At 62.9% G+C, this 17,004-nt stretch carries 20 protein-coding genes; 8 read left to right on the top strand and 12 right to left on the bottom strand.

What is annotated here, in order from left to right; genetic code table 11:
* Positions 1-204: 204 nt before the first annotated feature.
* The 6 genes from V8352_RS03975 to V8352_RS03950 all read left to right on the top strand — a co-directional run bounded on the left by V8352_RS03975 (position 205) and on the right by V8352_RS03950 (position 4,517).
* Positions 205-885, top strand: coding sequence for an SH3 domain-containing protein (locus tag V8352_RS03975; RefSeq protein ID WP_336422962.1), 681 nt, complete (start codon positions 205-207; stop codon positions 883-885).
* A gap of 1 nt (position 886) precedes the next feature.
* Complete coding sequence (locus tag V8352_RS03970) at positions 887-1,735, top strand: SDR family oxidoreductase (RefSeq protein ID WP_336422961.1); 849 nt, start codon at positions 887-889, stop codon at positions 1,733-1,735.
* A gap of 99 nt (positions 1,736-1,834) precedes the next feature.
* Positions 1,835-2,047 carry a twin transmembrane helix small protein gene (locus tag V8352_RS03965; RefSeq protein WP_336422960.1) on the top strand — a complete coding sequence of 71 codons (213 nt, stop codon included), beginning with the start codon at positions 1,835-1,837 and terminating at the stop codon, positions 2,045-2,047.
* A 2-nt stretch (positions 2,048-2,049) separates the two neighbouring features.
* Positions 2,050-2,622, top strand: a complete 573-nt coding sequence (locus V8352_RS03960; protein ID WP_336422959.1) for a cob(I)yrinic acid a,c-diamide adenosyltransferase — start codon at positions 2,050-2,052, stop codon at positions 2,620-2,622.
* A 207-nt stretch (positions 2,623-2,829) separates the two neighbouring features.
* Positions 2,830-3,588 (top strand): electron transfer flavoprotein subunit beta/FixA family protein, encoded by a 759-nt coding sequence (locus tag V8352_RS03955; protein WP_336422958.1) that lies wholly within the window; start codon positions 2,830-2,832, stop codon positions 3,586-3,588.
* On the top strand, positions 3,588-4,517 hold the full coding sequence (locus V8352_RS03950; protein WP_336422957.1) for an electron transfer flavoprotein subunit alpha/FixB family protein: 930 nt from the start codon (positions 3,588-3,590) through the stop codon (positions 4,515-4,517). The genes V8352_RS03955 and V8352_RS03950 overlap by 1 nt, the downstream gene beginning before the upstream one ends.
* Before the next feature lie 66 nt (positions 4,518-4,583).
* Here the strand turns inward: V8352_RS03950 and V8352_RS03945 are convergent, their stop codons facing one another.
* Positions 4,584-5,417 carry a DUF6473 family protein gene (locus tag V8352_RS03945; RefSeq protein ID WP_336422956.1) on the bottom strand — a complete coding sequence of 278 codons (834 nt, stop codon included), beginning with the start codon at positions 5,415-5,417 and terminating at the stop codon, positions 4,584-4,586.
* A gap of 169 nt (positions 5,418-5,586) precedes the next feature.
* Here V8352_RS03945 and V8352_RS03940 point away from each other — a divergent pair, with 169 nt between their 5' ends.
* Positions 5,587-6,462, top strand: coding sequence for a 3-hydroxybutyryl-CoA dehydrogenase (locus V8352_RS03940; RefSeq protein WP_336422955.1), 876 nt, complete (start codon positions 5,587-5,589; stop codon positions 6,460-6,462).
* 253 nt (positions 6,463-6,715) lie between these two features.
* On the opposite strand, the gene trpB is transcribed toward V8352_RS03940, so the two are convergent.
* The 5 genes from trpB to V8352_RS03915 form a co-directional block, all read right to left on the bottom strand.
* Complete coding sequence (gene trpB / locus V8352_RS03935) at positions 6,716-7,945, bottom strand: tryptophan synthase subunit beta (RefSeq protein WP_336422954.1); 1,230 nt, start codon at positions 7,943-7,945, stop codon at positions 6,716-6,718.
* 73 nt (positions 7,946-8,018) lie between these two features.
* Positions 8,019-8,663, bottom strand: coding sequence for a phosphoribosylanthranilate isomerase (locus V8352_RS03930; protein ID WP_336422953.1), 645 nt, complete (start codon positions 8,661-8,663; stop codon positions 8,019-8,021).
* Positions 8,664-8,670: 7 nt separating this feature from the next.
* Complete coding sequence (locus V8352_RS03925; RefSeq protein WP_336422952.1) at positions 8,671-9,021, bottom strand: lipopolysaccharide assembly protein LapA domain-containing protein; 351 nt, start codon at positions 9,019-9,021, stop codon at positions 8,671-8,673.
* Between the two features lie 3 nt (positions 9,022-9,024).
* Positions 9,025-9,306 carry an integration host factor subunit beta gene (gene ihfB, locus V8352_RS03920; protein ID WP_336422951.1) on the bottom strand — a complete coding sequence of 94 codons (282 nt, stop codon included), beginning with the start codon at positions 9,304-9,306 and terminating at the stop codon, positions 9,025-9,027.
* 262 nt (positions 9,307-9,568) lie between these two features.
* The gene (locus V8352_RS03915; protein ID WP_336422950.1) at positions 9,569-10,342 is read right to left on the bottom strand and encodes a sulfite exporter TauE/SafE family protein; all 774 of its coding nucleotides are present in this window, start codon (positions 10,340-10,342) and stop codon (positions 9,569-9,571) included.
* A gap of 165 nt (positions 10,343-10,507) precedes the next feature.
* On the opposite strand from V8352_RS03915, the gene V8352_RS03910 reads away from it, so the two are divergent.
* Complete coding sequence (locus V8352_RS03910; protein ID WP_336422949.1) at positions 10,508-12,202, top strand: acyl-CoA dehydrogenase family protein; 1,695 nt, start codon at positions 10,508-10,510, stop codon at positions 12,200-12,202.
* Positions 12,203-12,292: 90 nt separating this feature from the next.
* On the opposite strand, the gene V8352_RS03905 is transcribed toward V8352_RS03910, so the two are convergent.
* The 6 genes from V8352_RS03905 to lepB all read right to left on the bottom strand — a co-directional run bounded on the left by V8352_RS03905 (position 12,293) and on the right by lepB (position 16,990).
* On the bottom strand, positions 12,293-12,988 hold the full coding sequence (locus V8352_RS03905) for a fumarylacetoacetate hydrolase family protein (protein ID WP_336422948.1): 696 nt from the start codon (positions 12,986-12,988) through the stop codon (positions 12,293-12,295).
* A gap of 73 nt (positions 12,989-13,061) precedes the next feature.
* A complete protein-coding gene (gene recO, locus V8352_RS03900; protein ID WP_336422947.1) occupies positions 13,062-13,802 on the bottom strand; it encodes a DNA repair protein RecO in 741 nt (246 codons plus the stop codon).
* Positions 13,803-13,860: 58 nt separating this feature from the next.
* Positions 13,861-14,193: a DUF1491 family protein gene (locus V8352_RS03895; protein ID WP_336422946.1), complete on the bottom strand. Its 333-nt coding sequence runs from the start codon at positions 14,191-14,193 to the stop codon at positions 13,861-13,863.
* A 51-nt stretch (positions 14,194-14,244) separates the two neighbouring features.
* A complete protein-coding gene (gene era / locus V8352_RS03890) occupies positions 14,245-15,150 on the bottom strand; it encodes a GTPase Era (protein WP_336422945.1) in 906 nt (301 codons plus the stop codon).
* Positions 15,151-15,446: 296 nt separating this feature from the next.
* Positions 15,447-16,157, bottom strand: coding sequence for a ribonuclease III (gene rnc, locus V8352_RS03885; protein WP_336422944.1), 711 nt, complete (start codon positions 16,155-16,157; stop codon positions 15,447-15,449).
* On the bottom strand, positions 16,154-16,990 hold the full coding sequence (lepB, locus tag V8352_RS03880) for a signal peptidase I (RefSeq protein WP_336422943.1): 837 nt from the start codon (positions 16,988-16,990) through the stop codon (positions 16,154-16,156). Before lepB ends, rnc begins: the two co-directional genes overlap by 4 nt.
* Positions 16,991-17,004 lie beyond the last annotated feature (14 nt).

The raw sequence follows: 17,004 nt of genomic DNA, 5'->3' as shown, positions 1-17,004 counted from the left end.
TAGCCGTGGCGCCCATGCACGTAAAGCGCCTGTCGCACACGTCTCGCGTCTTTTGCCATTCTGGCTTGGGGGCGAATCGTGTAAACTGTAAATCGTCTCGTCGGCGACTGTCTGCCGACGGATAGGGTGCTCTCGCTCCGACGTGATGCGCCCAAGAGGCACAGCTTGCTGCGTCGATGTGGATTGCAATGGGGGTTGCGGGTTATGTGGCGTTTTATCCTGATCAGTTTCGGCTTTATGGGCTTCGCGTTCTATGAGGCCAGCGGCGGCGGCGATTACGCCCCCGCGCCCGGATCGATTCAGGTTGCAATGCAGGATAAATCCTTCTTTGCCCCGGCGAGGGACATGAGCGCCCCCACCGCAGTCGCGTCGGTCCCGGCAGCGGAGCCCAAGTTGCCGTTGGCGCAAACCGCCAACGCCCAGCCCAAGAGGACCCCGACCACAAAAACCGAGATCAGAGGCGGCCAGCGGCAGGAGCCGGTGGTTCTTGCGGGCCTTTCGGGTATTCCCAAGAATGAATTGGGCGGCGCAGGCACCACCTTCGTCTCCGCGTCGGAGTCTTTGAATGGCGGGGGCGCCATGGTGCAGCGCCCGCTTGACGGCATCGGCGCGTTCAGTGCCGAAACACTGGTGGCAGATGTACGGGACACGCCCATCGATCAGGCCGTCGTCTCGACCCGCAACGTGGCCGACATCCGCCGCGTCGCGGGCGACAGCGCCAACATGCGCAGCGGCCCCGGAACCGATTTCGAGGCCGTCGATCAACTGACGCGCGGCACCGATGTCGAGGTTCTCGACCGGCGCGGCGCCTGGGTGGAGCTGCGCGATCTGAATACCGGACAGACCGGATGGATGGCCGATTGGCTGGTCACGGCGGCCAACTGAATTGACACTCGGCACAGCTGGCGCGGCGCGCTCAATTCTCATCACCGGATGCTCATCGGGTATTGGCTATGACGCGGCACATGGGCTGGCGGCGCGCGGCTGGAGGGTCTTTGCGGCCTGCCGGCAAGAGGCCGATTGCGACCGCCTGCGCGGCGAGGGGCTGGAAAGCCCGCGCATCGACTATGCCGATGAGGCCAGTATCACCAGCGGCCTTGCCGAAGTGCTGGAGGCGACGGGCGGCCGGCTGGATGCGCTCTTCAACAACGGTGCCTACGCCTGCCCCGGCCTCGTTGAGGATCTGCCCACCGACGCACTGCGCGAGATTTTCGAGACGAACCTTTTTGGCTGGCACGATCTGACACGCCGGGTGATTCCGGTGATGCGTCATCAGGGCGCGGGGCGGATCGTGCAATGCTCGTCGGTGCTGGGCCTTGTGACGCTGCCGTGGCGCGGCGCTTACAACGCCACGAAATTCGCCGTCGAAGGCCTGACCGACACGATGCGGATCGAGCTGCGCGGCACCGGAATCAAGGTCAGCCTGATCGAGCCCGGCCCCGTCACGTCGCGCATCCGGCAAAACTCGATCCCGCATTTCGAGCGCTGGATTGATTGGGAAAATTCCGCCCGCGAGGCCGATTACCGCGCCGGCCTGCAAAAGCGTCTCTACACCTCAAGCGGTCCCGACACGTTCGAGTTGCCCCCATCGGCGGTGACCCGCAAGCTGATTCACGCAGTCGAGGCGCGCCGCCCGCGCGTGCGCTATCCGGTGACCGTGCCGACCCACGCGATGGGCGTTGCCCGGCGTATCCTGCCCACGCGCGCGCTTGACTGGATCCTATCGCGCGCGTGAGATCCAAGCAGACCGAAACGCCCTTGGGCGGAATTTCCACTTCGCCTTTGACGTCATCCGGTCTACATCCGGCCCCAAGACGCAACTCCGGAGGCTCTCATGCTCAAAGACCCGCTCTTCTTGCTCGTCGCCGCTGCCTGCATCGGCGTGGCGGTGATCCTGGCCCTCGGCATCAGCACGTTTGGCAAGGAAGGCGCCGAAAACGGCAAGCGCGCCAATAAATTCATGCGCTGGCGCATCATCGCACAATTTGCCGCCGTGGTTGTCATCCTCGCCTTTGTCACCATTCACAAGCAATTCGGAGGCCAGTGACCATGGTCGTTCTCAACAAGATCTACACCCGCACCGGCGACAAGGGCGACACCGCCCTTGGCGATGGCAGCCGCGTTGAAAAGCATTCGGCGCGGGTCACCGCCTATGGCACCGTCGACGAGGTGAACGCTACCCTCGGCATGGCCCGCCTTCATGCCACTGGCGAGACGGATGAGGCGCTGGCACGCATCCAGAACGATCTGTTCGACCTTGGTGCGGATCTTTGCCGCCCCGGCATGGAACACGACGATGAGGCCGAATACCCGCCGCTGCGCATCGCGCAGAGCCAGGTGGACCGTCTCGAGGCCGAGATTGACGCGATGAACGACGTGCTCGAGCCGCTGCGCAGCTTCATCCTGCCGGGCGGCGCCCCCTTGGCGGCATATCTGCACCTTTGCCGCACCGTCAGCCGCCGCGCCGAGCGCCTGACAACCCAGTTGGCAACACTCGAAACAGTCAACCCGGCAGCCACCATGTATCTCAACCGTCTGAGCGACTGGTTCTTTGTCGCGGGCCGCATGGCCAACAACAGCGGCAAGGACGATGTGCTCTGGGTTCCGGGCGCGAACCGCTAGGCGCAGCTTGTCGCCGGGGCGTCTATTCCGGCCAGATCCGGCAAGAAAACACGCGCGCCGCAGATATCGGTCCTGCCTGCCGCACTGGAGTGAGAACGCGACGATTTTGCGCTGTTTTCCCCAGCGCCGGTTCTATATCAACGGGGCGGAGAAGTGTATTCGAGGCGCCGATCACAGGCGCCTCGCCAATGTTAGGGAGATGATGCAATGAAGGTGATCGTGCCTGTCAAACGCGTGATCGACTACAACGTCAAGGTTCGCGTAAAGGCGGACGGAAGCGGTGTCGATCTTGCCAACGTCAAAATGTCGATGAATCCGTTCGACGAAATCGCTGTCGAGCAGGCGATCCGCCTCAAGGAAGCTGGCAAGGCCGATGAGGTCATTGCCGTCTCGATCGGCGTCAAGCAGGCGCAGGAAACACTGCGCACCGCGCTGGCCATGGGTGCAGACCGCGCCATCCTCGTTGTCGCGTCCGAAGATGTGAACACCGATATCGAGCCACTCGCCGTAGCCAAGATCCTCAAGGCGATCATCGAAGAAGAGAAGCCCGGTCTCGTCATCGCGGGCAAGCAGGCGATCGATAACGACATGAATGCCACCGGCCAGATGCTGTCGGCGCTCCTTGGCTGGTCGCAGGGCACCTTCGCAAGCGCACTCGACATCGACGGGGATCATGCCATCGTAACGCGCGAAGTCGATGGGGGCCTGCAAACGATCAAGGTCACGATGCCCTCGATCATCACCGTCGATCTGCGCCTCAACGAGCCGCGGTATGCGTCCTTGCCGAACATCATGAAGGCCAAGAAAAAGCCGCTGGATGAGAAGACTGCCGACGATTACGGCGTTGACGTGACCCCGCGTTTGCAGGTGACGGGCACGGCCGAGCCCGAGGCACGCAAGGCTGGCGAAATGGTGGGCTCCGTGGACGAGCTTGTAGCGAAACTCAAAGAAGCGGGGGCTGTGTAATGGCTGTTCTTCTCCTTGCCGAAGTGACCGATGGCGAACTGGCGATGGACGCCACCGCCAAGGCTGTGACCGCCGCCGCCCAGCTGGGCGAGGTGACCGCGCTCTGCTGCGGTGCGTCCGCTGCGGCCGCGGGCGAAGCGGCCTCCAAGATCAAGGGCATCACCAAGGTTCTTGTCGCCGAGGATGCCTCCCTGGGCCATCGCCTCGCCGAGCCGACAGCGGCGCTGATCGTCTCTCTCGCAGGCGATTTCGAGCATATCGTCGCCCCCGCCACGACAGACGCCAAGAACGTCCTGCCCCGCGTTGCCGCGCTGCTGGATGTGATGGTGCTCTCGGATGTCTCTGGCATTGTCTCCTCCGACACGTTCGAGCGGCCGATCTACGCGGGTAACGCTGTCCAAACCGTCAAATCGACCGACGCCAAGAAGGTCATCAGCTTCCGCACCTCGACGTTCGATGCCGCAGAAGACGGCGGATCGGCCCCGATCGAGACGATCTCGGCAAGCGAAAACCCCGGCCTTTCCGAATGGGTCGAGGACAAGGTCGCAGCCTCGGACCGTCCCGAACTGACATCGGCGGGCGTCGTCGTCTCGGGCGGCCGCGGGATCGGCAGCAAGGAAGACTTTGCCATGATCGAAAAGCTGGCCGATGCACTTGGCGCAGCTGTCGGCGCATCCCGCGCAGCCGTCGATTCGGGCTATGCGCCCAACGACTGGCAGGTCGGCCAGACCGGTAAGGTCGTTGCCCCCAATCTCTATGTCGCGGTCGGCATTTCGGGCGCGATTCAGCACCTCGCCGGCATGAAGGACAGCAAGATCATCGTGGCAATCAACAAGGACGAAGAGGCGCCGATCTTTCAGGTGGCCGACTACGGCCTCGTTGCGGACCTCTTCGAAGCAGTGCCCGACCTGACCAGCAAGCTGAGCTGATCGCGAAGCACCTGTTCGCGCCATGTTGTTAAGGCCCGCCCGCGAGATAGCGCGGGCGGGTCTTTTTTATCTGTCGAAATAGCCCATCAAAAGGGGCAGCAGGGCATCGCGCGCCTCGTCATGGGCCGCAGGGCCAGGCAATTCGGCGGCGGCATTCGCCTCGAACTGCGAAAAAGCCATCCCACGTGTGCCCTCGGTGCGCACCGCAGAGCTATAAACGACCTCGACAAAAGTGACCTGCGGGCCGGTCAAAGCGGCCAACATGGCCCGCGTGACAAAGGGCGGATCCCACCCTAGCCCCGGCGCGTCCGCGCAATCCTGCGGCGCGCGCGGCGCCATCCACAGCAAGATCACCGGCGCCTCGATCCGGCTCAGCAGCAGCTTCATCCGTGCCACCCAGGCACATTGCAGCTCGCGCCGCACAACGGCAAAGCGATCCGGTGCCACCTGCTCCAGCATACCCAGCATGTGCCGAGTGAAGTGAAATTCGGTAAAATCCACCTCCGGATAGATCCCTCGCAAAAGCGCAGACGCCTGAACAAAACGATCATTGCGGCGCGGATGGACCGTAAAGTACCGGTTGGACATGTTTTGAGCCCCCGGAACCTGCAACACGGCCACAGTCGCACCCGACGCAGCCGCGACAATCGCGCTATCATGCAGCAGCACATCGGGCCCGGCATTTGGCCAGCAGAAGTTGACGCAAGGCACACCCAGTTGCGATTCGATCAGCGCAGGAAAGGGCCGCCTTATGAATTTGCCATAGGTCTCAGTGCCCCCAAGGAAGGCCACATAGGGCCCGCCCAGATCCCGCCTAGGTCCGCGAAAGAGGAGTTTCGACGCGCCATAGCGGCACGGCATGTAATCGAGAGGCGCTGCCCCCAGTTTTTCATAAGCCATTTTTCCCACCAAGAAGTTCACCCGAGAATGAGAATCGGCGTAATCCCTTGATAAATTGCTAAAGCGTTAATTCATTTAAATTTGTCTGGGATACGCGCCGCCTCCGCGCCCCTTGCGGCCCCCCTGCCCAAGGGCCTATTGTGCGCAAAACCGCATGTGAGGCAGCTAGATGGACATCCAGACAATCGGCGTCGTGGGCGCAGGCCAGATGGGCAACGGCATCGCGCATGTCATGGCTCTGGCGGGTTACGAAGTGCTGCTGACGGACGTCAGCCAAGATGCGCTGGACTCGGCGATGGAGACAATGCGCCGCAACCTCGACCGTCAGGTTAGCCGCGAAAAGATCTCGCAAGCCGATATGGACAGTGCCCTGAAGCGAATCGGGACGACCCTCACGCTGACCGATCTGGGCCGTACCGACCTCGTCATCGAGGCCGCGACCGAGCGCGAGACGGTCAAGCAGGCGATCTTTGAAGACCTCGTCCCACACCTGAAGCCCGATACGATCCTGACCTCGAACACCTCGTCGATTTCGATCACGCGCCTTGCCAGCCGGACAGACCGGCCGGAAAAATTCATGGGGTTTCACTTTATGAACCCCGTCCCGGTGATGAGCCTTGTCGAGTTGATCCGCGGGATTGCCACAGACAAGGAAACCTATGACGCCTGCCTCAAGGTCGTGCAAAACCTCGGCAAGACCGCTGCCTCGGCAGAGGACTTTCCCGGCTTTATCGTCAATCGCATTCTGATGCCGATGATCAACGAAGCCGTCTACACGCTCTACGAGGGCGTCGGCAACGTGCGCTCGATCGATCAGTCGATGAAACTAGGCGCAAACCACCCTATGGGGCCGCTGGAGCTTGCTGATTTCATTGGGCTGGACACGTGCCTCGCCATCATGAACGTTCTTCATGATGGGCTGGCCGATACCAAGTATCGCCCCTGTCCGCTCCTGACCAAATACGTCGAGGCGGGGTGGCTGGGCCGCAAGGCGGGGCGTGGCTTCTACGATTATCGCGGGGACGAGCCTCAGCCCACGCGCTGACGCCGCGCCCCTGAGCATCCGTTGATCGAGTTTTTTTCCAAGATGAATGAGGGGACTTACCCCGCCGTCCGACATTCGCCAGGCGGAACGGACGGCGGGGCTTCACCTTGGACGGCCATCGGCTCTCCAGCCTGTACCGCAAACCCACAATGCGCCCATTAACCTTAATGTCGGGTTAAGGCCCGGCTTCATCTTGGCAAAAATACTCAAATCCCGGCGGCGCTGGCAGGCACAGCGTTTGCTGCGGCGCGGATCAGTCTTTTTCTTCCATGCCAAAGCCGAGGTGCTGTGCGACCGTAAAGATATCCTTGTCGCCACGTCCGCACATATTCATGATAATGAGGTGATCCTTGGGCAGCTCGGGCGCGATCTTCATGACATGCGCAAGGGCATGGCTGGGCTCGAGCGCGGGAATGATCCCTTCGAGTGCGCAGCTGAACTGGAACGCTTCCAGCGCCTCCTTGTCGGTGATCGACACGTATTTCGCGCGGCCGATATCGTGCAGCCAGCTGTGCTCGGGGCCGATGCCGGGATAGTCGAGGCCCGCCGAGATCGAGTAGCCTTCAAGGATCTGTCCGTCGTCGTCCTGGAGCAGATAGGTGCGATTTCCGTGCAGCACGCCCGGGCGACCGCCCGTCAGCGATGCGCAATGCTCCATCTTGGCGTTGACGCCGCGCCCGCCAGCCTCGACGCCGATGATGTTCACGTCCTTGTCGTCGAGAAACGGATAAAAGAGGCCCATCGCGTTCGAGCCGCCGCCGATCGAGGCGATGATCGTGTCGGGCAGACGCCCCTCGGCAGCCTGCATCTGCTCCTTGGCTTCCTTGCCGATGATGCTTTGGAAGTCGCGGACCATGGCCGGATAGGGATGCGGCCCGGCGACCGTGCCGATGCAATAGAATGTATCGCGCACATTGGTCACCCAGTCGCGCAGCGCGTCGTTCATGGCATCCTTCAGCGTGCCGCGCCCTGAGGTGACAGGCACCACCTCGGCGCCCAGAAGGCGCATGCGAAACACGTTGGGCTTTTGCCGCTCAACGTCATGCGCGCCCATGTAGACAACGCATTTCAAGCCGAACTTGGCGCAAACCGTCGCCGTCGCGACCCCGTGCTGTCCGGCGCCTGTTTCGGCAATGATGCGCGTCTTGCCCATGCGGCGGGCGAGGATGATCTGGCCCAGCACATTGTTGATCTTGTGCGCCCCGGTGTGGTTCAGCTCGTCACGCTTGAGGTAAATCTTGGCGCCGCCCAGGTTCTCGGTCATCCGCTCGGCAAAATAGAGCGGGCTGGGGCGGCCCACGTAATGGGTCCACAGATCGTGCATCTCGGCCCAGAAGCTGTCGTCCGTCTTGGCGTGCTCATACTGCTCTTCCAACTCGAGGATGAGCGGCATCAATGTCTCGCTGACAAAACGGCCACCGAAATCGCCAAAGCGGCCCTTTTCGTCGGGGCCGGTCATGAAGCTGTTGAAGAGGTCATTCATCTGTGGGGCCTTTCCTGACGCACGCGTATCGACTGGATATGGGAGGCGGGCGGGCTTTTCCAGCGAAAACCCGTCAGCTGCGGACGGCTGCGGCGAAGGCGCGCATCCGGGCGGCATCCTTGATGCCCGGCGCGCTCTCGATCCCCGAACTCACATCCAGTTGCCGCGCCCCTGTCCGCGCAACGCCGAGCGCCGCGTTCTCGGGCGTTAGCCCGCCCGCCAGCATCCAGGGAAGCGCCCAGCGGCGACCCGCGATAAGTGACCAATCAAAGGCGAGCGCATTGCCGCCTGGCAGAACCGCGTCCTTGGGCGGCTTGGCGTCCACCAATAGCTGGTCGGCAACGCCTGAATAGCGGTCGATCTGCGGCAGATCCTCCGCATCCGCGATGCCGACGGCCTTCATCACAGGCAGGCCGTGGCGCGCCTTGATCTCAGCCACCCGCTCGGGCGTCTCATGGCCGTGCAGTTGCAGCATGTCGAGGGGCACCGCCGCCACCAAGGCGTCCAGGGCCGCATCGTCCATATCGACGATCAGTGCGACTTTCGCGATCCCCTCTGGCGTGGCAAGCGCGAGCGCTGCGGCATCAGTATATGAAACATTGCGAGGAGAGCGCGGGAAAAACACGAAGCCCACATAATTCGCGCCCACCTCGGCGGCAGTCGCCACATCCGCAGCGGTGCGCAAACCGCACATTTTGATCCGAATATCTTTTGTCATGGGGCGATCAGCGGTCGTTGTCCAAAAGGGCGAGCACCTCGTCCTTGCCTTCGTGCTTTTCGGCCTTGAGGCGCTTGATTTCGGCCCGCAGGCGCTTCATCTCGCGCGCTTGGCGGGCCGCCGCCGCCCGCTCGCCAGCTTCGCGGATCCATTCCCAGATAAAGCCGAGGACGAGGCCCGCGAGAATCCCGCCAAAGATCACCACGAACAGCGGGACTTCATGACCGGGGTTCAGCACGGTAAAGCCAGACAGCTCCTCGGGGACGAGGCGCACGGGCACATAGACGCGGTTGGCCAAGGCGATGAGGATCAGGGCCAGCGCGAAGATGGCGATCGAAGCGTAGCGAATGTAGCGCATTATTTACTTTCCGTTCAGGCGGTCCCGCAAGAGCTTGCCGGTCTTGAAAAAGGGCACGTGTTTCTCTTCAACGGGAACGGATTCGCCGGTGCGAGGGTTCCGGCCGATGCGCGCATCGCGCTTCTTGACGGAAAACGCACCAAAGCCACGCAGCTCGACGCGGTTGCCCGCAGCCATGGCATCCGTGATCTCGTTGAAGACGGTGTTCACGATCCGCTCCACATCCCGCTGATAAAGATGCGGATTATCATCGGCGATCTTTTGAATCAGTTCCGATCGGATCATCGGCGCAGTCCCCCCGGTCGTTCGTTATATGCCTGTTTCGGCTTTAAGCGAGTATAGTTGGAAACCCGTGAAACAAAAACAGAAAGAACAGATTATGCCATGAATTCTGTCAAATAGCGCGCGGCGGGCGCGTTTCGGGATCATCCTGGACGGCGCCAGCCATGACCAAGGCACGCTTTTCCGGATCTCGGCCGCCGGGCGCACAAGCGATTCGCAGCCCTCAAATCACAGGTGCCGGGCTTACGCCGCCCGCTTGGCGCCCTCAAAACGATACGATGGCGCGCCGCAGCAAGTTCAGCCCCGCAATCAGCAAAATCCACAAGGTAAGCCGTTTGAAAAGCGCCTGATCAATGCGGTCCTGTATCTGAAATCCGGTCCATATCCCCAAAAGCGCGGGCGGCACCAGCGCCAGAGAAAGGGGCAATGTCTGCGCGTTCAACACCCCCGATGCCAGATGTGCCCCCGCCAGCGCCAGCGCGCCAAGGCCATACATCACGCCCTGCACGCGCACCTGTTCGCGCTTTTCAGTCTCCATCGCCGTCAGCATCGCGACGGTGATCGGCCCCCAGACGCCGGACAGCCCACCGATAAAACCCGCAGCCCCGCCCATGCCTGCCTCGACCGCGCGGCCGGGGCGCGGCGGCAAGCGCAGCGGGCGCCCGGCGAGCGTGGCGCCCGCATAGGCCACCAAGGGCACCGAGATAATCAGCAAAAGCACCGACGCGGGCAGAACCGGCACCAGTTGCGCGCTGAGCAGCAGCATCGCGCCACCGACGATGAGAAAAAGGCGAAACCGCTTGAGCGAGGCCAGTGCCTCTGCCGGCCCCTGTCGCAATGCCTGCCATGCATTGGTCAGTAGCGTCGGCACGATCAGGCACGCCAGCGCCAGATCCGGCGCAACAAAACTGCTGAGCCCCGACAAGAGGATCAGTGGCATTGCAAAACCGACAACGCCCTTGATCACGCCAGCGCCAAGCGCGATCACATAGGCAAGCAGCCATAATTCTGGTGGTCCAAGGGCAGCGAAAATCTCCATTCGCCATGCTTACGCGCTAAATCAGGGCGTTGGAATGGGCCACGGCCCCTTCTCTGCGCCAAATTGCCGCGCAAGAATAGAACAAAATCAATTCTCCTTTTGTCTTATAGTTGCGCTGCGCGTGCGAAGGGATTAGAAAGCGCTCAAATGTGAAAGGATCACGACATGGCCCATGATGGACAAATCGACCTGGCGGCAAAATCCGCCGTGCTGGACGGCATCACAGACATCACGCGCGCGGCTCTTGGGCCTGTGGATGCTGTCGTGGCGGCGGCCAAATCCGCGCTGCGCCAGAGCGTGACGGTCGATGGCCGCATCTCGGGCGCAATGGTCGATGAAAACCAGACCGCCGCGCATGGTCTCGCCTGGCTGGCCACCTATGCAGAGGCGCTGCGCCAGATGCAGGCATGGGCCGACCGGCTGACGACCGACGGCAAGTTTGGCGAGGTCGAGGCGCTGATCCATCAGATCGCCTTCGGTGAATATCTCGCGCAGATCCAAGGCGGCATCCCGATGAGTCAGGGGGAATTGCTGCGCCTGCAAGATATCGGCCTGACGCGCGAGCAGATGGCCGGCCTCATGACGCCCGAAATCATGACCCTGACGGAACGGGGCAATACCCAGGCCGCGCGCACCCGCCTCGTCCAGCTCATGCAAGAGCGCAGCGCCGAGATCACGGTTGGCCACAGCGGGCTGGACGACGAGCTTGAAATGATCCGCGAACAATTTCGCCGCTATGCGCTCGAGCGGGTCGAGCCCTTCGCGCATGAGTGGCACCTCAAGGATGAGTTGATTCCAATGGAGACCATCGAGGAATTGGCCGAGATGGGCGTCTTTGGCCTGACCATTCCCGAGGAGTTCGGGGGCCTCGGCATGTCCAAGGCGTCAATGGTCGTCGTCTCCGAGGAGTTGAGCCGCGGCTACATCGGCGTCGGCTCCCTCGGGACCCGGTCCGAGATCGCGGCCGAACTGATCCTCTGCGGCGGAACCGACGCTCAAAAGGCGCAATGGCTGCCCAAGCTTGCCAGCGCCGAGATCCTGCCGACAGCCGTCTTTACCGAACCGAACACCGGCTCCGACCTTGGCGCGCTGCGCACCCGCGCGACCAGGGACGGCGACGACTACCGCGTCACCGGCAACAAGACATGGATCACCCATGCCGCGCGCACCCATATGATGACGCTGCTTGCCCGCACGGACCCCGATAGCACCGATCACAAGGGGCTCAGCATGTTCCTTGCAGAAAAGATGCCCGGCACGGATGAGGCGCCGTTTCCCACCACAGGCATGTCGGGCGGCGAGATCGAAGTGCTTGGCTACCGCGGAATGAAGGAATACGAAATCGCCTTCGACGGCTTTCACGTCAAGGGCGAGAACCTTCTGGGCGGAGAGGAAGGCAAAGGCTTCAAACAACTTATGGAGACCTTCGAATCTGCCCGAATCCAGACCGCCGCCCGCGCCGTCGGCGTCGCGCAATCGGCGCTCGATGTGTCCATGCAATACGCCCAGGATCGCAAACAATTCGGCGGCGCGCTGATCGACTTCCCGCGCGTGTCCGGCAAACTGGCCATGATGGCGGTCGAGATCATGATCGCCCGCCAGCTGACCTATTTTTCAGCCTGGGAAAAGGACGAAGGGCGCCGCTGCGATGTCGAGGCCGGCATGGCCAAGCTGCTGGGCGCCCGCGTTGCCTGGGCGGCGGCCGATAACGGCCTGCAAATTCACGGCGGCAACGGCTTTGCGCTGGAATACAAGATAAGCCGCATCCTGTGTGACGCACGCATCCTCAACATCTTCGAGGGCGCGGCCGAGATTCAGGCCCAGGTCATCGCCCGGCGCGTCCTCAGCCAGAGCAACTGAAGAAAAGCCAGCGGCCCTCGGAAAACGCTCCCAGCTTCATCTTGGCAAAAATACTCACGGCGCCCGGCCCGCACCGGGCGCCGCACCGGATCATGACGCGATGGTCAATGTAATCGGCTCCAACCCATCGACATTGCCGTTCAGCACGCTGCCGGGCACGACGGGGCCGACGCCTGCAGGCGTGCCTGTATAGATCAGATCACCCGGCGCGAGGCGGTAGTAGCGCGACAGATGCGCAATGATTTCCGGCACGCTCCACACCATCTCCGACAGCTTGGCATCCTGCACACGGCGCCCGTCCAGATCCAGCGTGATCGCCTGATCGCCGATCTCGCCGACCTGCGCCACGGGCGTAATCGTTCCCATGAGCGCCGAGTTCTCGAAATCCTTGCCCAAGTCCCAGGGCTTGCGCCCGTCCTTGGCCTGCGCTTGCAGATCGCGCCGTGTCAGGTCAATCCCGCAAGCATAGCCGAATACGGCGCTCAGCGCTTGCGCCTCAGGCATCTCATGCGCCTCGGCGCCGATGGCAATGACCAACTCCATCTCATAGTGGCAATCGCGCGTGCCCGCCGGATAGGCGATCTCGGACCCAGAAGGGATCACCGCATGCGCTGATTTCGTAAAGTAAAACGGCGCGGCGCGGTCCACTTCGTTGCCCATTTCGGCGGCATGGGCAGCATAGTTGCGCCCGACGCAGAAAACCCGGCGCACGGGGAACAGCTGGTCACTGCCTGCGACTGCAACACTGGGGGCGGGCGGGACGTCAAAGAGGGGGGCGGCGGTCATCGGGGTATTCTCCATTGATGGTGCCGCGCCTTTATGGGGCGCGCCGCATGGGGTGTCAAAGCGGCAGGCGCTGCTACGCCCCACCCTGCAAGCGCGCGGCAAAGCGCTCGACAAACCGCGCACGCGCTTCGGGCAACGGCTTGCCGCCCAGTTCGGGCGCCAGCCAATTGTGCAAAAAATGCCCCGTCAGCGCAAAGCCTTGCGCGATCTCGGCATCGGGCGCACCGCCATGTCCCAGAAGGCAGGCGGGCAACGGCAAAAGCCGGTTGGCCCATTCGCCCGCCCCTGCGCGCGAGACCGCGCGTCCGGTGCGCGGCGAGACATAGCTGAGGTCGTTGGCCCGCGCGCCAAGGGCCGCGCAAGCGCTCAGGTCGAGGCCAAAGCCCATTTCCTCCAGCAGCGCCAGCTCCCATTTCAGATAGGCCAGCGGCCAGATGTCCCGCTCGCCCATGAGATCCAGCAGCGCCTCGGTGCGCGCGTAAAGCGGCAGATGCGCTTCGCGCTCGGGCAAGGAGAAAAGCAGCAGCGCCGTCACCGCATTCAACCCCGCCAGCGCCAGCCGGTCGTTCATCACATGACTTGCGCGACTGCGCACAGGCTCGACAGTGAAGGTGCCGATATGATCCTCAAGCCGCGCACGCCAAGCAAGATCAAGCTGCGCACCGGGTTGAAGGATCGGGGCGAGCTTGCGCGAGGCCCCGCCCCGCACCACGCCCGCATGGCGGCCCCGGCTGGGCGTCAGCACCTCGATGATCGAGGAGGATTCCCCATGCCGCCGCGCCGACAGCAATATGCCCTGATCGCGCCATTCCATTCCGCATCACCCCCTTGCCGCGCCATGAGGCACGTGGCTGCGGGACATGGCAAGCGCCTCAATCGGCAAGGCCGGGTTGATCCAGCAGATGGCGCCCTGACCGGTCCTCGACCTCGACCACCCAAAGATCGGGATCAAAGCCGCGCTGGCGGGCAATGGCGGCATCGACATCCGCCTCGGCACCAGCGACGAGCGTGTCCCACGTGCGCGCGCCCGACATCAGATCAAAGCTGCGCTGATAGGCTGCGGCCTTGCCGTCGAGCGTGTTGAGCTTGACCAGAACCGCGCCGGCGGTGTTATCGCCATGGGCGGTGATGAAGGCGGGTATGTCATGCACGCGCAGGCGCGCAAGATAGGCATGCACCCAGAATTCCGCCGTAAGGCGCGTCATGCGGGCGCCGGAATTCGAGTATTTGAGGAACAATGAAAGACAAGCATCGCGTCAGTTGCCATCCTTGAAATCAAGGCCCATCTCGGAATAACGCTCGGCCTCTTCGAGCCAGTTCGGGCGCACCTTGATCTGAAGGAAGAGGTGGACGCGGCGGCCCAGAAACTCCTCAAGCTCGGTGCGGGAGGCGGCGCCGACCTGTTTGATCGTCTCGCCCTTGCGGCCAAGGACGATGCCCTTATGCCCATCGCGCATCACGTAGATCAGCTGGTCGATCCGGGCGGAGCCGTCGTCGCGCTCTTCCCAGTTCTCGGTCTCGACGGTCAACTGGTAGGGCAGTTCCTGATGCAGGCGCAGCGTCAGCTTTTCACGGGTGATCTCGGCGGCGATCATGCGCATGGGCAGATCGGCGATCTGATCCTCGGGATAGAGCCAAGGGCTTTCGGGCATCTCGCCGGCCAGCCATTGGCGCAAGGTATCGACGCCGTGGCCCTTTTCGGCCGAGATCAGATAGGTTTCGTCGAAGGCAAACCGTGCGTTCATTTCCTGGGTCAGCTTGAGCAGCCGAGGCGATTCCACCCGGTCGATCTTGTTGATGGCCAGCGCGACCTTCCGCCCCTTGGTGACGTTGGGCAGGTTTTCCAGGATGCGCTCCACCCCCTCGGTGATGCCGCGATGCGCCTCGATCAGAAGCACCACGACATCCGCGTCGGACGCGCCCCCCCAGGCGGCGGCGACCATGGCGCGGTCAAGGCGGCGGCGCGGCGTGAAGAGGCCAGGCGTGTCGACAAAGATCAGCTGCGTCTCGCCCTCAAGCGCGACGCCCCGGATGCGCGCGCGGGTGGTCTGCACCTTATGCGTGACGATCGAGACCTTGGCGCCGACCATGCGGTTCAGCAGGGTCGACTTGCCTGCGTTTGGCTCACCGATCAGGGCTACAAATCCGGCGCGAGTGGTCATGAGGGCTATATCCATTGGTTGCGAGCCGCAGCCCTATCCGATTAAGGCGCGATTGCCCAGAGGGCACGCAGCGCGGCGGTAGCCTGGCAGGGTTGCGGCGCAGGGTCGCATTGGGAAGCGAAACGGGGCGACTATCTGCTTGCCCACAGCCACCATTTCAAAGGATCGTACCATGTTCAAAGGTCTTGCACTGTCCATCGTTCTCATCGCCGCCGGCATGATCGGGCTTCCCGCAGCCATGATCGCGGTGATGTAGGCGCAAGCGACAGCCCGCAGATGAGACGCGCCCCCCGGAGTTACTCCTTCGGGGGCGTTTTCGTGAATGGCTGCGCTTCGAGCCGGGCCAGCAGTTCCTGCGCCGCCGCCTGTTCGGCCTGACGCTTGGAGCCCGCCGAGGCGGCCTCGGACGCGCCGTTCTCAAGCTGGGCCGTGATGGTGAATTGCGGCGCGTGATCCGGCCCGGTGCGGGCCGTCTGCACGTATTTCGGCGGCGCCATGCCGCGCGCCTGCGCCCATTCCTGAAGCGCCGTCTTGGGGTCGCGCGCGTCCTCGGCCACGGCCTCGATCCGCCCGGCCCAGAGCCGGGTGATCATCGCGCGCGCCGCATCAAAGCCCGCATCAAGGTAGACGGCCGCGATCACCGCCTCCATCGCATCGCCCAAGAGCGCCTCCTTGCGGCGCCCGCCAGAGAGCATCTCGGAGCGGCCCAGTTTCAGCACCTTGCCCAGATCAATCTGACGCGCGACATCGGCGCAGGCTTCCTTGCGCACCAGCGCATTGAAGCGCGGGGCCAATTGGCCCTCGCTGGCGGTGGGGTCGTGCGCCAGCAGCGCCTCGGCCATCACGAGGCCCAGCACCCGGTCGCCCAGAAACTCGAGCCGCTGGTTGTCGGCGCGCGACGGCGAGGACATCGAGGGGTGCGTCACCGCCTCGATCAGCAGCGAAGGCTGTGCAAATTCATGCCCCAGCCGGGCCGCGAACGCCGTCAGATCACCAGAGAGTTTCAATCGAGCCTCTTGAAGAAGCGGTCCCCCCGCCATGTCCAGAAGTAGAGCATCGAATTGCCCGCAGATGAAAAGATGACGCGGCCCGCGCGCCCGATCAGATTCTCATAGGGGACAAAGCCAACGCCGCCGACGGTCTGGGGATAGCGGCTGTCAGTGGAATTGTCGCGGTTGTCGCCCAGAAAGAAGTAATGCCCCTCAGGCACCGTAAAGACGCCCGTATCGTCCGACCGTTGATCGTCGATATTGAGGACATGATGCGAATGGCCCCCCGGCAGCGTTTCGATCTGGCGCGATTTCGAGCATACGCCCCCCTCGCCTACAACACCGTTTTCGCAGCGTGGACGGCTGTTCATCGATCCTTGGGGCGCATAGACCTCGTCAAAGCTGCCCGCATCCTCCAGCTCGACCGCCGTGCCATTGAGATGCAGCACGCCGTCCTTCATCTGGACGGTATCGCCGGGCATGCCGATCAGGCGTTTGATGAAATCCTTGTGGTTGACGGGGTGGCGAAAGACGATGATGTCGCCGCGCTCGGGCTCACCGCCCCAAAGGCGGGTGTTGTCCCCATCGAGAAAGCCGCAGATATCCTCGGCGTCGATATCTATGCCGAGTGCTCCGATGCTGACCGATGGGCAAGACGCATAGGAATAGCCGTAGGCCATCTTGTTGACGAAAAGGAAATCACCGATCAGCAGCGTGTCCTTCATCGAGCCCGAGGGGATCCAGAAGGGCTGGAAGAAGAGCGTGCGAAAGATGCCCGCGATCAATAGCGCGAAAACCACGGTCTTGATCGTTTCGATGATGGGATTGCCTGTCTTGGCGCCTTTGGCCATGCGCGGTCTCCGCC

It is taken from the genome of Roseovarius sp. D0-M9 (genome assembly GCF_037083805.1).
Taxonomy (GTDB): Bacteria; Pseudomonadota; Alphaproteobacteria; order Rhodobacterales; family Rhodobacteraceae; genus Roseovarius.
Note: the sequence above shows the minus strand (reverse complement) of the source record. Positions and strands in the feature narration are given on the sequence as shown.